The following is a 15,227-nucleotide window of genomic DNA, read 5'->3' on the forward strand; positions in this document are numbered from 1 at the left end:
GATGGATCGGCAGCGGCATCAGCTCAGGAGTCTCGTCACAGGCGTACCCGAACATCAGACCCTGGTCACCGGCACCCTGCTTGTCCAGCTCGTCCCCTTCCTCACCTGTGGCGGCACCCTCGACCCGCTTCTCGTAGGCCGTGTCGACGCCCTGCGCGATGTCGGGCGACTGCGCGCCGATGGACACCGACACGCCGCAGGACGCGCCGTCGAAGCCCTTCTTCGACGAGTCGTAGCCGATCTCCAGGATCTTGTTCCGCACGAGCTGCGCGATCGGCGCGTACGCCTTGGTGGTCACCTCACCGGCGACATGCACCAGACCAGTGGTGATCAAGGTCTCCACGGCGACCCGGGAGGACGGATCCTCCTGGAGGAGCGCGTCAAGAATCGTGTCGCTGATCTGGTCAGCGATCTTGTCGGGGTGACCTTCGGTCACTGACTCCGAGGTGAAGAGACGGCGGGACATGGGTCTCCTGATCATCGACGGTGCGGGATTCGGGTTACAGGGAAGGGAAGCGGGCGGTGTCACGGGATCCGCTCGGGGGTCCGTGGACGACTCACCTGTGCCAGTTCCAGGCCACCGGTCTCCGGCGCCCAGGCGGCCGACACCAGAGCGCCCGCCACGGAGACGGCGCAGCCGAGCAGCATCACCGCGCCGACGCCCCAGGCCTGGAGCCCCAGCGGGACGAGGAAAGTGCCCAAGGCCGCTCCGATCCGGCTCACCGCGGCGGCGAACCCGATGCCGGTGGCCCTGATCTCCGTGGGGAACACCTCACTCGGATAGACGGCCTGGAGCACACTCGACCCCGCGTGGAACAGGGCGAAGACGCCGAAGCAGAGCGCGACGACCCCCTGGTCCGCCCGGGGCCACAGCCCGAGGACGAGGAGAGCCGCGGCCGTGACACAGAACGGCCAGATCAGCAAGGCCCGGCGCCCCACCCTGTCGATGACGGCCACGCCCGTCACACAGCCCAGCAGCAGAAAGACATTGAGCAGCAGCTCGCCGAGACCGTTGCCCGGGGCACCGAGCTGTCGCAGCACCTGGGGCGCGAAGGTGGAGATGGCGAAGAACGGGGTCACCTGGCAGAGCCAGAACACGCTGGTGAACAGGGTGCGCCGGAGATAGAAGGGGGAGAAGAGGGTCGTGTGGTGGGTGCGTACCGGCAGGTCGTCGGCCGCGGGCCGGTCGAGCCCGTGGCCGAGCCACCGCCGGCTGATCGCCTCGGCCTCCGCGTACCGGCCCTTGCTCACCAGCCAGCTCGGGGACTCGGGGGTGCCCAGCCGGAGGAGCAGCACCACGAGGGAGGGCAGTGCGCTGCTGGCGAGTATCCACCTCCATGCGGACGCGCTGTCGGTGAGGGAGGCCATCGCGCTGCCGAGGCCGGTCGCCAGGGTGTAGCCGACGTACCAGAAGACGATGAGAGAGGCCAGGAGGCGCCCTCGTCGCGCGGGCGCCGCGAACTCCGCGACCAGTGCGCCGGCGATGGCGTAGTCGGCACCCACCGCGGCGCCCATGACCAGCCGTACGGCGAACAGTTGGGCGGGGTCCTGGACCAGGAGTTGCAGCAGGGAGCCGAGAAGGAAGACCAGCAGGTCGATGAGGTACATCTTCTGGCGGCCCACCTTGTCGGTGAGCCATCCGAAGACCAGGCCGCCGAAGAAGAGGCCGATCAGGGACGCCGATCCGATCAGACCGACCCACAGGGGCGTGAGGTGGAGGTCGTCGCGCGCCAGCGGCAACGCCGCCCCGACGACGCCGAGCACCCACCCGTCGCAGACCTCGCCGCCACCCGCGCAGACGGCGATACGGGTCTCGAACCGGCGGACCCGCCTGTCCTCCCGCCCGCCGGGGACGGACCCGCCGCGGCGGCCGGACCTGCCGCCGGGAGCCGAGTACACCTTCACGGCTGACACGTACGCCCTCCTCCGTCGTGAGTGCCGTGACCGCCAATGGGCCCGCGGCGAAGACTGATTCCCGTACGGACTCCGTTATCGGCTCGCCATCAGGTCCATCGAGAGGGCCGCCCTGTCCTGGGTGACCACATCGAGTTCGGCGCTCTCCGTCAGTACGGCGGTCCGCAGCTTCCTGATGCGATGGCAGGGCTCGATACCGAGTTCTTCCGTGAGCGTTTCGTGGAGCCGGTGGTAGGCCTTGAGGGATTCCGCGGTACGGCCCGACCGGTACAAGGCGATCATGTACTGGGCATGAAGATTCTCGTGCACCGGGTGCCGGGAGACGAGCATGCTCAATTCCGAAAGCAGGCGATGGTGCATACCGAGCCGCAGTTCGGCTTCGATGCACTGTTCCAGCAGGGTCATACGAAGATCCTCCATTCCCGTCACATAGGAATAGATGTACGGCCCCTGCTGAATGTCCAGAAGGGTTCGGCCGCGCCACAGGCCGAGTGCGGAACGAAGTGACGCGGAAACGTTGATGTCATCTTTTCGCGCTTGCGCGCGACGGAACTCCGTCAGATGCGCTTCGAGCACGTCCCGGTCGAGGGAGCCTTCCTCGACCTGAAGCGAATAACCCTGGTGGTGCGTCTCCAGGATGCGCTTGCTCTCGTCCGTCGTCCGGCCGGCCAGGTCGCCGGACAGCGCCTGCCGGATATGGAAGACCCGGGCGTGCACGCTCTGCACCGCGCTGCGCGGCGAGGATTCGCCCCACAGTTCCTGGACGCAGGCGTCGAGCGTCACCAGGGAGTTCGCATGGATCAGCAGGAGGGCCAGGAGCTGACGCGTCTTGGGTGCGGTCGGGAGCAGGGAACCGTTTCCGTCCGTCAGGGACAGCGGGCCGAGAACTGCGAACTTCATTGAACTCCCTCTCGCACGGATGTCTGATCAAAAGAATCCCACGGCAAAGGTGATCGGTCGGGACACCGGTGCGATGCTCGTTTCCGAGCGACCGACATACGCCCCGGAATAAAGCTAGCCGCGCGGAGATGACCGGTCCAGGAAGGTCCGGAGACTCTGTCATGCGTGCCCGAATTGAACACTTATGACCGTGATTCCGGATGGCTCGGTATCGAGCGGTGAGCGAATCGTAAGAACGCTCTGATTCACTGACGATGTTCCGTCGCCGGAAGTTCCGAAATCCCGCGTCACCATCCGCACACACCGTGCCGGCACCGGCGCTCACGATCATGAAAGGGATCCTCATGACGAAGAGTCTGGTCATATTCGACTGCGACGGAGTTCTGGTCGACAGTGAAACACTGAGCGCACGGGTCATGCTGGAGATGTCTGCCGAACAGGGGCTTGACTTCTCTCCGGATGAGGCGTTGGAATTCATTCGTGGGCGGAAAGTCGCCGAATGGGTCGCGCAGTTGGAGACACTGCTGGGCCGGGCGCTGCCACCCCGATTCGTCCCGGATTTCCGCGACGGGTGCACGAAACTGTTCGCCGCCGAACTGGGGCCCGTTCCCCATGTGCGGGAGGTCGTGGAGGGGCTTGGGCTGCCCTTCTGCACAGCGTCCAGCGCACCTCGGGAGAAGATCCTCAACACCCTGGGCCTGACAGGTCTGTTGCCCCACTTCCAGGACCGCGTCTACAGCGCCTACGAGGTCGGCACATGGAAGCCGGACCCCGGCCTCTTTCTGCACGCGGCGGCCGATCTCGGAGCGCTCCCCGAGCACTGCGCGGTCGTCGAGGACAGCCTCGTCGGGGTCCGGGCGGGGATCGCGGCCGGCATGGCGGTGTTCGCCTACGCACCGCCGCGGAACGCGACGGCGGCGCGGCTCGCCGCCGAAGGGGCGGTGACCTTCAGCTCCATGAAGGAACTCCCCGCTCTGCTGGACAGATGGGCCGCCGGGCTCCCGGCCGTGAATGCCGCCGGGCTCCCGGCCGTGGACGCCGTCCGGCTCCCGGCCGCGGACGCCGTCCGGTGACCTCCGCCCTGCCCTCCTGAGTGACCGAGCTCGCCCACTTGAGAAACCGAGTCGGAAAGGCACGATCCGTATGCCGAGTGTTCTTCACGAGCTTCAGCAGGCCGGTGAGGCGGCAGAGATCTGGTGGGACTCCTCACCCCTCGACTTCCCCCGCTGGCGCCAACGCCAGTTGGCCACCGCACCCGACAAGGACACCAGGAACCGCTGGCAGGAACAGCTCGACCGGTTCCTGTGTCCCGCGACACCCGGCCAGTCCCTGGTCCGCGGCATCACGACCAACCCGTCCCTGGTCGCACAGAGCGTCCTGGCCTCCCCCGAGAGCTGGCGCCACGACATCCAGGAGCTCATCCGCTACCAGCTGAGCCCCGATGTCGAGAGCACCTTCTCGCTCGTCTACGAGGAGGCCCTGCGCCGAGCGGCAAGCGAGATGCTGCCGATGTGGCACGCCACCGACGGACAGTACGGCTGGGTGTCGGGCCAGCTCGACCCCCGCCATATGCTCGATGCCGGCCTCATGCTGGAACAGGCCCTGCGCATCGCCCGGATATCCCCGAACCTCATGGTCAAGGTCCCGGGAACCAAACAGGGTTACCAGGTCATCCGGCAGTTGGTGGCGCGTGGTATCTCCGTCAACTCCACCCTCTCCTACACCGTCCCCCAGTTCGCCGCCTGCGCCCGGGCCGTGGAGGAGGGGCTGGCCGAGGCGCGCTCCCGGGACATCGGCACCGACCGGTGGCGTGCCGTCTTCACCCACATGATCGGCCGTTTCGGGGCCAACAAGGATCTGCGGTACGAGGCGGCCATCCGCGACATCGAGCTCACCTGGTCCGATCTGCGCTGGGCCGAGATCGCCATTCTCAAGCGCATCCACCGGCTCGTCCGGGAGAACGGTCACCCGGTCAAGCCGCTGCTGTCCAGCCTTGAGGTCGACGAGCCCCGTCAGGGCGGCGGAACGCTGAGCATGCATCTGGAGGAGAGCGCCGGGGGCGCGGTCGCGTACACCTGCAAGCCGCAGTTCATCGCGGACGTCATGCGCCGCGAGAGCGAGCTGCCCGTCTTCGACTCCGCGGCCATCGACCGGGAGGTGCCGGCGGAGGTCCTGGAGAAGCTGATGTGGCTCCCGTCGTTCCACCGCGCGTACGACCCGGCGGGCATGCATCCCGAGGAGTTCGCCCACTACGGGTCGTTCGTCTCCACGTACGCCGAAGTCATGGCGAACACGCGGAAGTTGATCGACTTCGTCGCGCACCAGTTCCAGACCGTGACGGCCTCCGCGCGACCCCTGCTGCTGGTCTGAGGAGCCCTCGCCCCCGCCCCGGACCGCCCGGCGGGTCCCGCGCCGTCTGTCCCACCGTTCCTCCGATTCCTGTCACCGAGGAGGTGTCATGCACAAGTCCATCGCCCTCTGGAGTCATCCCAGGTCGATGTCGACCGCGTTGGAGCGCTCGTTCATCGAGCGGCGCGACTTCACGGTCTTCCACGAAGCCTTCGCCTACGTGTTCTTCATGCACGAGGAGCGGGCCGCCATCCCGCACAAGAACCCCGACCCGGGTCACCCGCGCACCTATCCGGACATCAAGCGGATGATGGAGACCGCGCGCCTCGAAGGCCCGGTGTTCCACAAGGACTTCCCCTACCACTGCCTCGACCAACTGCTGGACGACCCCGGCTACCTGCTGGGCCAGGTGAACACCTTCCTGATCCGCGACCCCGAGGAAGCCGTCCTCTCGCACGCGACGGTGCACCCCGAACTCACCCGGGAGGTGCTCGGATACGAGCAGCTCGCCAGGACGTTCGACTTCGTGCGGGAGCTGACGGGCAGCACACCGGTGGTCGTCAACGCCGCGGACCTCGCCGCCCGCCCGGAGGCCACTCTCGCGGCCTACTGCGACGCGGTCGGGATTCCCTTCCTTCCCGAAGCCCTGCGGTGGAACGCGGGCGAGCAGCCGCAGTGGACCACGTGGAGCGGCTGGCACACGGACGTGGCCGCCAGCAACAGCTTCAGCAGCCCCCGGCGCGCCTACCGCTTCACCTACGGGTCACGGCCCGACCTGCGCGAGTTCGAGCGTCACTGCCGCCCCTTCTACGAGCACCTGGACCAGTACCGGCTCCAGCCGGCCAAGGAGGCAACCGCATGAGCGTGACCACCGTCATCGTCACCGGCGGAGCCAGCGGCGTCGGCCGGGCTCTGGTGGGCCGGCTGCTGGACGCGGGCAAGACCGTCATCACCTGCGACATCGACGAGCCGGGCCTGAAGTCGCTCGCCGACCAGCACCGGGGCCGGGCGCTGGAGACACATGTCGCCGACGTCGCGTCGCACGAGGACTGCGACGCCTTCATGGACCGGGTCCTCGCCACGCACCCCGAAGTGGACGGCCTGGTCAACAACGCCGGCCTCTACCTCGGGCAGCCGGTCTGGGAGTACGACGACCCCACCATCGAGCGGGTCATCGCCGTGAACATCAAGGGCCCGGTGTGGCTCTCCCGCCGCTTCGCGGGCCACCTGCTGCCCCTTGAGCGGCGCGGCGCCATCGTGAACCTGGCCTCGGTCGCGGGCGAGGTGGGCAGCTCCGACGCGCTCTACGGAACGGTCAAGGCCGGCGTCATCGGCCTCACCAAGTCCAACGCCATGAACTTCGCCCCGTACATCCGGGTCAACGTCGTGTCGCCCGGCCTCATCGTCAACACGGCCATCGCCGACCGGATACCGGACTACCGCTACGCCGAGTACAAGCGCCAGGAACAGCTCGACGGCGACATCCTGCCCGAGTACGTGGCCGACGTCTGCGCCTACCTGCTCAGCGACCGGTCCAGGACCCTGACCGGCGCACTGCTGCGCGCCGACAACGGCTCCTACCCGCGCTGATCCGGCCCGGGTGCGCACGCTCCCCCGCGCGCCCGCGCCCCTCCCCCCCCTCCCCTCCCCCCACGGCTTTCCTTCCGTATGTCATGGAGGCACCTCTTGACTTCCTCAACCGAGGGTTCCGGCAAGCCCCTCATCATGCTGCTGGGCATGGGCGACCTGAGCGCCAAGGTGCTCACCATGCTCCTCTCCGACCCGGCGACCAACCGGATCGTGCTGGCCGGACGGGACGCCGAGACCATCCGCAGGCGCGGAAACCTGGCCCTGTTCACCGCCGCCAACCTCGGCCCGCACGGAACGGTCGACACCGTCCACGTCGATCTCCGCGACGTGGACGCCACGGCCGACACGCTCGCCCGGGTCCGGCCCGACATCATCTTCATGGGCGCTTCGCTCCAGTCCTGGCGGGTCATCACCGCCCTGCCCAAGGAGACCTTCGAGGAGCTGGACACCGCGCAGTTCGGGCCGTGGCTGCCGATGCACCTGACGCTCAACCACCTGCTGATGCAGGCGGTACGGGCCTCGGCCATCGACGCCAGGGTGGTGAACGCCGCGTTCCCCGACGCGGTCGGCCCCGTCCTCGCCACGGTGGGGCTGGCCCCCACCATCGGCGTGGGCAACGTCGCCAACATCGTTCCCGCACTCACCCTGGGCGCCGCGCACCTGCTGGACGCAGACCCCTCGCAGGTCGAGCTCCGGCTCACCGCTCAGCACTACTTCAGCCACTACGTGCCGCGCTTCGGCCACGCCGGAAAGGGCTCGTACCACCTCGCGGCGACGGTGCGGGGCCGCACCGGCGCCGCGAAGCTGGACCACAGCGCCCTCTTCGGGCAGCTCGACAACCGGCTGAAGCGGGTCGGCGGCATCGACGGCCAACTGCTCACCGCCTCCTCGGCCGTACGGGTGCTCAAGGGCATGGCGACCGACAGCGGTGTGATCGCGCACGCGCCCGCGCCGGACGGCCTGCCCGGCGGTTATCCGGTTCGCGTCCACCGGGGCGGCGGCACGCTCGACCTGCCGGCGGGTCTCGGGCGGGACGAGGCGATCCGGATCAACGAGGAATGCCAGCGCGCCGACGGCATCGACCGCATCGACGAGGACGGCACGGTGCACTTCGCCGAACCGGAGATGGCGGTCATGAAGCGGCTCCTCGGTTACGAGTGCCCGAGCATGAAGCTCGGCGACGCGGGCGAATGGGCCGGTGAACTCGCTCTGAAGTACGCGGCGTTCGCGGACAAGTACCGCTGAGCCCGGCCCGGTGAGGCGCGTACCGCCCGTACCGCGCGTACCGCCCCCGTACCGCCTGTACCGCGCGTACCGCCCCCGTACCGCAACCGTCCACGAGATCCGGAGGTTCATCATGACCACGCCCGTAACTCGGGTCAGCCGCGCGGCTCCCGTCCCACAACGCGCACCACTCGCACCGGGTTCACCGGGTTCCCCCGGCCCGCGGGGCGCGGCGAGCCCGCAGAGCGCCGCCCCGGACGACTTCGAAGGCCAGTACATCCCCACCCTCGTGGATCTCTGGGACCAACTGATCGACTGGGAGCGGCGGCGGGCGAGCGAGCAGGACTTCTTCGTGGACCTCCTGAACGGTGCCGGGGCCCGCCGGGTGCTGGACGTCGCCACGGGCACCGGCTACCACGCCGTCACCCTGGCACAGCGGGGTTTCGACGTCACCGCGGCCGACGGAAGCGCCCAGATGATCGAGCGCACCCGGCGCAACGCCGAGCGGCACGGGCAGTCCTTCACGGTCCTCCAGGCCGACTGGCGCAGCCTGCGCCGGCACATCGACGGACGCTACGACGCGATCGTCTGCCTGGGCAGTTCGTTCCCGCACCTCTTCCAGGAGGACGACCGCCGGGCGGTGCTCTCGGAGTTCTACGAAGCCCTCAACCCGGGGGGCGTCCTCATGGTCGACCACCGGAACTTCGACGCGATCCGCCGGCACCGCTACCAGAGCACCGGAAAGTACTACTACTGCGGGACCGGGGCGCGGGTGACCGTGGCACACGTCGACGAGAAGCTGTGCCGGTTCCAGTACGACTTCCAGGACGGCGGCACCCACCATCTGGAGGTGTACCCCGTCCTCTCGGCGGAGCTCTCCGCGCTGCTGGCCGATTCGGGATTCGACACCGTCCGGACCTTCGGCGACTTCCAGGAGTCATTCGACATCTCCGCGGTGGATTTCGTCATCCATGTGGCACGGAAGCCGTGAGCACCGAAACGCGCGTCCCGAGCCGGCGGAAATGAAGCGGGCAGAAAGGCCACAACGGCAGTGAATACCAAGCAGAGCAACGGCAACCGATCCCATGCGATTGCCGGATTCGCCACCACAGTGCTGCTGACCAGCTTTGTGGCGGCGACCTACGGATTCGGCTTCTACCTCTTCGCGCAACTCGTCACCGACATGCGCAGGGACCTCGGCTTCGACTACACGGTGGTCGGGACCATCACCGCGGCGGGACAACTCGGCTTTCTGGTGTTCGCCCTGCTCGGTACCTGGCTGTCGACCCGCATAGGCGGCGGTCAGGTGATGATCGGCTCGGTCGCCCTGTGCGGAGTGTGTCTGGTGCTGCTGCCGGTCACCGACAGCATCGTCCTGATCGCGGTCCTGCTGACGATCATGGGCGGTACGGCGGCCTCCGTGTACGTCCCGCTGGTGGAGGTCGTGGGCCGGGTCATCGACTTCCGGCACCGGGGCAAGGTGCTGGGGCTCGTGTCCAGCGGTACCAGTTACGGAGTCGTCGTCAACAGCATGCTCGTTCCGGGCTTCGTCCAGGACGACAACTGGCGGGGCCTGTGGTACTCGGTCGGTTTCGGCACGCTGATGGTGACCGCGGTGGCCGCCTTCACCTTCCACCGGCTCGGGCTCTTCCGCCGCGAGGAGGACGTGGCCACCGGTACGCCGGACGACGCCGGCAAGGACGACAGCGCCCGCGCCGGCTGGCGCATGGTGCTGGTGCGCTGGGTCGTCATCGTCTGGACGATCAAGTTCCTCAACGGCTTCGCCTGCATGCCGTTCCAGAACTATCTCTCGCCGTATCTGCGTGAGGGTCTGGGATTCGACATCGACTTCGCGGCCCAGGTCTGGGGAACCATCGGCGTCATCGGAATGTTCGCCGGCTTCGCCGTCGGCTGGCTTTCCGACCGGATCGGCGTGCGCGCCTCTCTGGTGATGTGCTACGCGCTCTTCTTCACCTCTTCCGTCCTGCTGGTTCTCGCCCCGGTGGGATTTCTCCCGATGGTCTCCGGCGTCCTGTTCGCCCTCGCGTTCTACCCGATCTACGGGCTGGTTCCCGCCTATGTGTCGAAGTCGGCATCGGGGGCGGCGGCCACTGTGATCTTCGGTGTCACCAATGTGACCCAGGGAGTCGGCGGAATCGTCGGGAACTATACGGCGGGATTCCTCAAGAACGTCACCGGCGATTTCATGTGGTACTACGTCGTCGTCGCGGTGGTCGCGGTGATTCTCGGTTTCCTCACCCTCCAACTGCCCCGTGAGGGATCGGAAGAGAGCGCCATCGGGAAAAAGGCCCCGACCACCGTACCCCGCAAGGAGGCCGCCCCGTCCGTCAGTTGAGACCCACTCGTACGCGACCGCAGTCGACTCGACCACGATCGGAAGGGATCCGATGGAACAGCAAGCCATCTGCACCTGCTGGCCAGGGGCCACGGTGTGGCTGACCGGACTGCCCAGTGCGGGCAAGACCACCCTCGCCCACGAACTCGCCGGGCGCTTGCGCGACGACGGCCGTCGCGTGGAAGTGCTGGACGGCGACGAGATACGTACGTTCCTCTCCGCCGGGCTCGGCTTCAGCCGCGCGGACCGGCACACCAACGTACAGCGCATAGGCCTGGTGGCCGAGGTACTGGCGCGCAACGGCATCCTCGCCCTGGTCCCCGTGATCGCCCCGTACGCGGACAGCCGGGAGGCGGTACGCAAGCGGCACCAGGGCAGCGACACGCCGTATCTGGAAGTGCATGTCGCCACGCCGGTCGAGGTGTGCTCCGTGCGCGATGTGAAGGGCCTGTACGCCAAGCAGGCGGCCGGCGAGCTGACCGGGCTGACCGGGGTCGACGACCCCTACGAGGCCCCCGAGAAGCCGGACCTGCGCATCGAGTCGCACACCCGGTCCGTCGAGGAGTCCGCGACCGCGCTCCACGCGCTGCTCACCGAGAGGGGTCTGGCATGACGACGGCCGTCACCACCGGCGAGGGGGTCGGCAGCCCCTTCGCCCTCAGCCACCTGGATTCCCTGGAGTCCGAGGCGGTCCATATCTTCCGTGAGGTCGCGGGCGAGTTCGAGCGGCCGGTGATCCTGTTCTCCGGCGGCAAGGACTCCATCGTCATGCTGCATCTGGCGTTGAAGGCCTTCGCGCCGGCGGCGGTGCCCTTCTCGCTGCTGCACGTGGACACCGGACACAACTTCCCCGAAGTGCTCCAGTACCGGGACCGGTCGGTGGCCCGGCACGGGCTGCGGCTGCACATCGCTTCCGTACAGGAGTACATCGACGCCGGGAAGCTGCGCGAGCGCCCGGACGGGACGCGCAACCCGCTCCAGACCGTGCCGCTGACGGAGAAGATCCAGGCCGAGCGGTTCGACGCGGTCTTCGGTGGCGGGCGGCGCGACGAGGAGAAGGCGCGTGCCAAGGAGCGGGTGTTCTCGCTGCGGGACGAGTTCTCGCAGTGGGACCCGCGCCGCCAGCGCCCCGAGCTGTGGCAGCTCTACAACGGGCGGCACGCCCCGGGTGAGCACGTCCGGGTCTTCCCGCTCTCCAACTGGACCGAGCTGGACGTCTGGCAGTACATCGCCCGCGAGGGCATCGAGCTGCCGGAGATCTACTTCGCGCACGAGCGCGAGGTGTTCAGCCGCAGTGGCATGTGGCTGACCGCCGGTGACTGGGGCGGTCCCAAGGAGTCCGAGACCGTCGAGAGGCGCCTCGTGCGCTACCGCACCGTCGGCGACATGTCCTGCACCGGCGCCGTCGACTCCGACGCCACCACGCTCGACGCGGTGATCACCGAGATCGCCGCCTCCCGGCTCACCGAGCGCGGCGCGACCCGCGCCGACGACAAGATGTCCGAGGCCGCGATGGAAGACCGCAAACGCGAAGGGTACTTCTAGAGATGACCATCGACACATTGCGATTCGCGACCGCCGGGTCCGTCGACGACGGCAAGTCCACCCTGGTGGGCCGGCTGCTCCACGACTCCAAGTCGGTCCTCACCGACCAGTTGGAGGCCGTCGAGCACGCCTCCCGCAACCGGGGCCAGGAAACCCCCGACCTCGCCCTGCTCACGGACGGGCTGCGCGCCGAGCGCCAGCAGGGCATCACCATCGATGTCGCCCACCGCTACTTCGCCACCGCCCGGCGGCGGTTCATCCTCGCCGACACCCCGGGCCATGTGCAGTACACCCGCAACATGGTCACCGGCGCGTCCACCGCCGAACTGGCCGTGGTCCTGGTCGACGCCCGCAACGGCGTCGTCGAACAGACCCGCCGGCACGCCGCCGTCGCCGCCCTCCTGCGCGTCCCCCACGTCGTCCTCGCCGTCAACAAGATGGACCTGGTCGACTACGCGGAGCCCGTCTTCGCCGCGATCGCCGAGAAATTCGCGGCGTACTCACGCGAGTTGGGCATCCCCGAGACCACCGCCATCCCGATCTCCGCGCTGGTCGGGGACAACGTGGTGGAGCCTTCCGCGCACATGGACTGGTACGGCGGCCCCACCGTCCTGGAACATCTGGAGACGGTGCCGGTCGCGCACGAACTCGCCACGGCCCAGGCGCGTTTCCCGGTCCAGTACGTCATCCGTCCGCAGTCCGCCGCACACCCCGACTACCGGGGCTACGCGGGGCAGATCGCGGCGGGCACGTTCCGGGTCGGCGAGCAGGTCACCGTACTGCCGTCGGGCCGCACCAGCACCATCGAGGCGATCGACGCGCTCGGGCGGTCGGTGGAAGCGGCCCGTGCGCCGCAGTCGGTGACCCTGCGGCTCCGCGACGGGATCGACATCGCGCGCGGCGACCTGATCGCCCCCAGCGCGGTGGCGCCCGCCACGTCGCGGGACGTCACCGCGCTGGTCTGTCACGTCGCCGACCAGCCGCTCTCGGTGGGACAACGGGTGCTGCTCAAGCACACCACCCGTACGGTCAAGGCGATCGTGAAGGACATCCCGTCCCGGCTCACCCTGGACGACCTCTCCCAGCACCCCGCGCCCGGGCAGCTCGTCGCCAACGACATCGGCCGGGTCGTCGTCCGCACGGCCGAGCCGCTGGCCCTCGACGACTACGCGGACTCACGGCGCACCGGATCGTTCCTGCTCATCGACCCCGCCGACGGCACCACGCTCGCCGCCGGCATGGCCGAGGGCGTCGGGTGAGCCATGGCTGAGGAGATATCGCGTGTCGTGGTCGTCGGCGCGGGTGCGGCCGGAACGCTGGTCTCGGCCCGGCTGCTGGACTCGGCCGTCCTGGCCGGCCGCCGGGTGTCGGTCGATCTGGTCGACCCGGCGCCCCGCGCGGGGCCGGGCCTTGCGTACGCCACGGCCGACCCACGGCATCTGCTGAACGTCCCGGCCGGGCGGATGAGCGCCCGGCCCACGGACGGGGACGACTTCGTACGGTGGCTCTCCCGTCGGACGGGCCACACCCGCGTCGTCGCCGTCGAAACGGCCGCCGGCGCCGGCTGGCCCCACGACGAACCGGGCGCTGACGGAATCGCTGCGGTCCGGGCGGCTGACGGTGCGGGCGGCCGAGGTCGTCACCGCGCGGGCGGGCGAGGACGGGCGAGGCGTCACGGTAGTCCTGTCCGACGGCTGCTCGGTCACCGTAGGCGCTGTGGTGAACTGCGCGGGCACCGAGAGCCGGACCCGCGAACTGGCCGATCCGCTCGTCCGCTCCCTGCTGGATACAGGGACCGCCGCGCCCGGTCCCCACGGGCTGGGCTTCGACACCACGGCCGGGGGGCGGCTCGTCCCCGCGCCCGGACACCGCGCGGCCCCGGTGTGGACACTGGGGCAGTTGCGGCGCGGAAACCTGTGGGAGACGACGGCCGTCCCGGAGATCCGCGTCCAGGCCGTGGAGGTGGCCGAGGGGATACTGGCCCACGCCCGCGCCTCCCTGCCCGTCTGACCCGCCCGGCCGGAAGCGGGCCGGGCGGGCAGGGGGCTCAGGTGCCGCCGCGCGCGGCGGAGGGTTCGGCGGTAGCCGCCACCGGCCGGGTTCCGTGGCCGCGTACCAGCACGTACAGGAGCGCGGCCACGAACTGGAGGGAGGCGATCGCCAGCAGCAGACCGGGGGCGCCCAGCGCGGCGGCCGCCCCGGTGAGCGCCGCGCCGCAGGCCGCCGCGGACATCTTCAGTCCCGCTCCGACCGTGAAGACCTGCGGCAGTACGGGGGGAGGCGCGTGCTCGGCGCGGATGCGCAGGGTGGCGCCGAGCAGCGGCCCGTCGCACAGGCCGGCGAAGGCGAACAGCGCGACGCGCGCGGGGAAGGAGGGTACGAGCGCGGCGGCGGCCAGTGTCACACCCGTGCCCAGCATGGCGCAGAGGGCGAGTCGTTGCACGGTCGCGAGCGGCTGCCACCGGGCGAGTACCAGGGAGCCGATCAGCCCGCCCAGGGCGAAGGCGGTCATCAGATAGCCGCCGCCGACATGGCCCTGCCCGCCCTCTGCCGCTGTGATCCCGCCGCCGGCCGTCGTACCCGGGCCGTCCACCAGGAGCACCGCCGTCATGGCGAGCCCTCCGATACCGCCGAAGGCGATGACGGTCGCCACGGTGATGGCCCGCAGCTCGACGATCCGCCATACGGCCAGCAGCCCGGACGCCAGATCCGCCACCAGCGAAGGCCTGTCGGCGGGCCGGACGACCGGCGCGTACGGCAGGACAGCCACCAGGAGGGCGGCCACCGCGGCCCCACCGCCCAGGAGAGCCGTGGCCACCACCGGTGTCGCCGCCCCCGCGACCAGCGTCACGGCCGCGGCCCCCGTGACCGCCGCCGCGTTGAAGGTCGCCGCGTCCAGGGCGTACCCCCGCCGCAGGGACACCCCTTCGGTCAACAGGCCGGACAGCAGGGCGGACAGCCCGCCGGTGACGATCGGTCCGCAACTGCCGCCTGCCAGCGCCACCGCGAAGGTCACCGCGAACGGAGCCCGGCCCACCGTCGGCGCGAGCACGAGGATCGACGTCGCGAACACGGCGAGGGCGCCCGAGTACAGGAGCCGTGGGCACCGCACCCGCGCGGCCAGGCTTCCGGTCAGCGGGCCGGTCAGTACGTGCGGTGCCATCCACGCGGTGAGGAGGTAGGCCCCCTCGGCCGCACTACCGGTGCGGTACAGCGCGAGCAGGGCCACCGCGATCGGCATCCCCTCGTCCGCGAAGCGGGCCAGATACGCGGTGGTCAGGTAGACCGGCACGCGTAAACGCCGCCGTACGCCCTGCCCGCACGCCCCCTTCCCCCGTGCGTGCCGTTC

The 15,227-nt window shown here is 69.4% G+C and carries 15 protein-coding genes and 1 pseudogene; 12 read left to right on the plus strand and 4 right to left on the minus strand.

The window, feature by feature from the left end; translation table 11 throughout:
• From ACIQ7D_RS11070 to ACIQ7D_RS11080, 3 genes are all read right to left on the minus strand, one after another.
• On the minus strand, positions 1–466 hold a 466-nt coding region (locus tag ACIQ7D_RS11070; RefSeq protein WP_403936111.1), incomplete at its 3' end, for an S-adenosylmethionine synthetase N-terminal domain-containing protein.
• Between the two features lie 59 nt (positions 467–525).
• Positions 526–1,914, minus strand: a complete 1,389-nt coding sequence (locus ACIQ7D_RS11075; protein ID WP_403936113.1) for an MFS transporter — start codon at positions 1,912–1,914, stop codon at positions 526–528.
• Positions 1,915–1,989: 75 nt separating this feature from the next.
• The gene (locus ACIQ7D_RS11080; RefSeq protein WP_403936115.1) at positions 1,990–2,814 is read right to left on the minus strand and encodes a BTAD domain-containing putative transcriptional regulator; all 825 of its coding nucleotides are present in this window, start codon (positions 2,812–2,814) and stop codon (positions 1,990–1,992) included.
• A 344-nt stretch (positions 2,815–3,158) separates the two neighbouring features.
• Here ACIQ7D_RS11080 and ACIQ7D_RS11085 point away from each other — a divergent pair, with 344 nt between their 5' ends.
• The 12 genes and pseudogenes from ACIQ7D_RS11085 to ACIQ7D_RS11140 all read left to right on the plus strand — a co-directional run bounded on the left by ACIQ7D_RS11085 (position 3,159) and on the right by ACIQ7D_RS11140 (position 13,888).
• Positions 3,159–3,887 carry an HAD-IA family hydrolase gene (locus ACIQ7D_RS11085; protein WP_403936117.1) on the plus strand — a complete coding sequence of 243 codons (729 nt, stop codon included), beginning with the start codon at positions 3,159–3,161 and terminating at the stop codon, positions 3,885–3,887.
• A gap of 70 nt (positions 3,888–3,957) precedes the next feature.
• Positions 3,958–5,184 carry a transaldolase family protein gene (locus ACIQ7D_RS11090; RefSeq protein WP_403936119.1) on the plus strand — a complete coding sequence of 409 codons (1,227 nt, stop codon included), beginning with the start codon at positions 3,958–3,960 and terminating at the stop codon, positions 5,182–5,184.
• An 88-nt stretch (positions 5,185–5,272) separates the two neighbouring features.
• Positions 5,273–6,025, plus strand: a complete 753-nt coding sequence (locus tag ACIQ7D_RS11095; RefSeq protein WP_403936121.1) for a hypothetical protein — start codon at positions 5,273–5,275, stop codon at positions 6,023–6,025.
• Positions 6,022–6,753 carry an SDR family NAD(P)-dependent oxidoreductase gene (locus ACIQ7D_RS11100; protein WP_403936123.1) on the plus strand — a complete coding sequence of 244 codons (732 nt, stop codon included), beginning with the start codon at positions 6,022–6,024 and terminating at the stop codon, positions 6,751–6,753. The genes ACIQ7D_RS11095 and ACIQ7D_RS11100 overlap by 4 nt, the downstream gene beginning before the upstream one ends.
• 96 nt (positions 6,754–6,849) lie before the next feature.
• A complete protein-coding gene (locus ACIQ7D_RS11105) occupies positions 6,850–7,998 on the plus strand; it encodes a hypothetical protein (RefSeq protein WP_403936125.1) in 1,149 nt (382 codons plus the stop codon).
• Positions 7,999–8,110: 112 nt separating this feature from the next.
• Positions 8,111–8,968, plus strand: a complete 858-nt coding sequence (locus ACIQ7D_RS11110; protein ID WP_403936127.1) for a class I SAM-dependent methyltransferase — start codon at positions 8,111–8,113, stop codon at positions 8,966–8,968.
• A 60-nt stretch (positions 8,969–9,028) separates the two neighbouring features.
• On the plus strand, positions 9,029–10,333 hold the full coding sequence (locus ACIQ7D_RS11115) for an MFS transporter (protein WP_403936129.1): 1,305 nt from the start codon (positions 9,029–9,031) through the stop codon (positions 10,331–10,333).
• A gap of 52 nt (positions 10,334–10,385) precedes the next feature.
• On the plus strand, positions 10,386–10,946 hold the full coding sequence (gene cysC, locus ACIQ7D_RS11120; protein ID WP_403936131.1) for an adenylyl-sulfate kinase: 561 nt from the start codon (positions 10,386–10,388) through the stop codon (positions 10,944–10,946).
• Positions 10,943–11,878, plus strand: a complete 936-nt coding sequence (gene cysD, locus ACIQ7D_RS11125; protein WP_403936133.1) for a sulfate adenylyltransferase subunit CysD — start codon at positions 10,943–10,945, stop codon at positions 11,876–11,878. The genes cysC and cysD overlap by 4 nt, the downstream gene beginning before the upstream one ends.
• A gap of 2 nt (positions 11,879–11,880) precedes the next feature.
• A complete protein-coding gene (locus ACIQ7D_RS11130; protein ID WP_403936135.1) occupies positions 11,881–13,137 on the plus strand; it encodes a sulfate adenylyltransferase subunit 1 in 1,257 nt (418 codons plus the stop codon).
• A gap of 3 nt (positions 13,138–13,140) precedes the next feature.
• Positions 13,141–13,389 (plus strand): annotated as a pseudogene (locus ACIQ7D_RS11135) (FAD/NAD(P)-binding protein); the annotation flags it as partial.
• A gap of 109 nt (positions 13,390–13,498) precedes the next feature.
• Positions 13,499–13,888 carry a hypothetical protein gene (locus ACIQ7D_RS11140; protein ID WP_403936137.1) on the plus strand — a complete coding sequence of 130 codons (390 nt, stop codon included), beginning with the start codon at positions 13,499–13,501 and terminating at the stop codon, positions 13,886–13,888.
• 37 nt (positions 13,889–13,925) lie between these two features.
• On the opposite strand, the gene ACIQ7D_RS11145 is transcribed toward ACIQ7D_RS11140, so the two are convergent.
• Positions 13,926–15,170: an MFS transporter gene (locus ACIQ7D_RS11145; protein WP_403936139.1), complete on the minus strand. Its 1,245-nt coding sequence runs from the start codon at positions 15,168–15,170 to the stop codon at positions 13,926–13,928.
• Positions 15,171–15,227: the final 57 nt, after the last annotated feature.

The sequence above is a fragment of the Streptomyces sp. NPDC096310 genome (assembly GCF_044763125.1).
Taxonomy (GTDB): domain Bacteria; phylum Actinomycetota; class Actinomycetes; order Streptomycetales; family Streptomycetaceae; genus Streptomyces.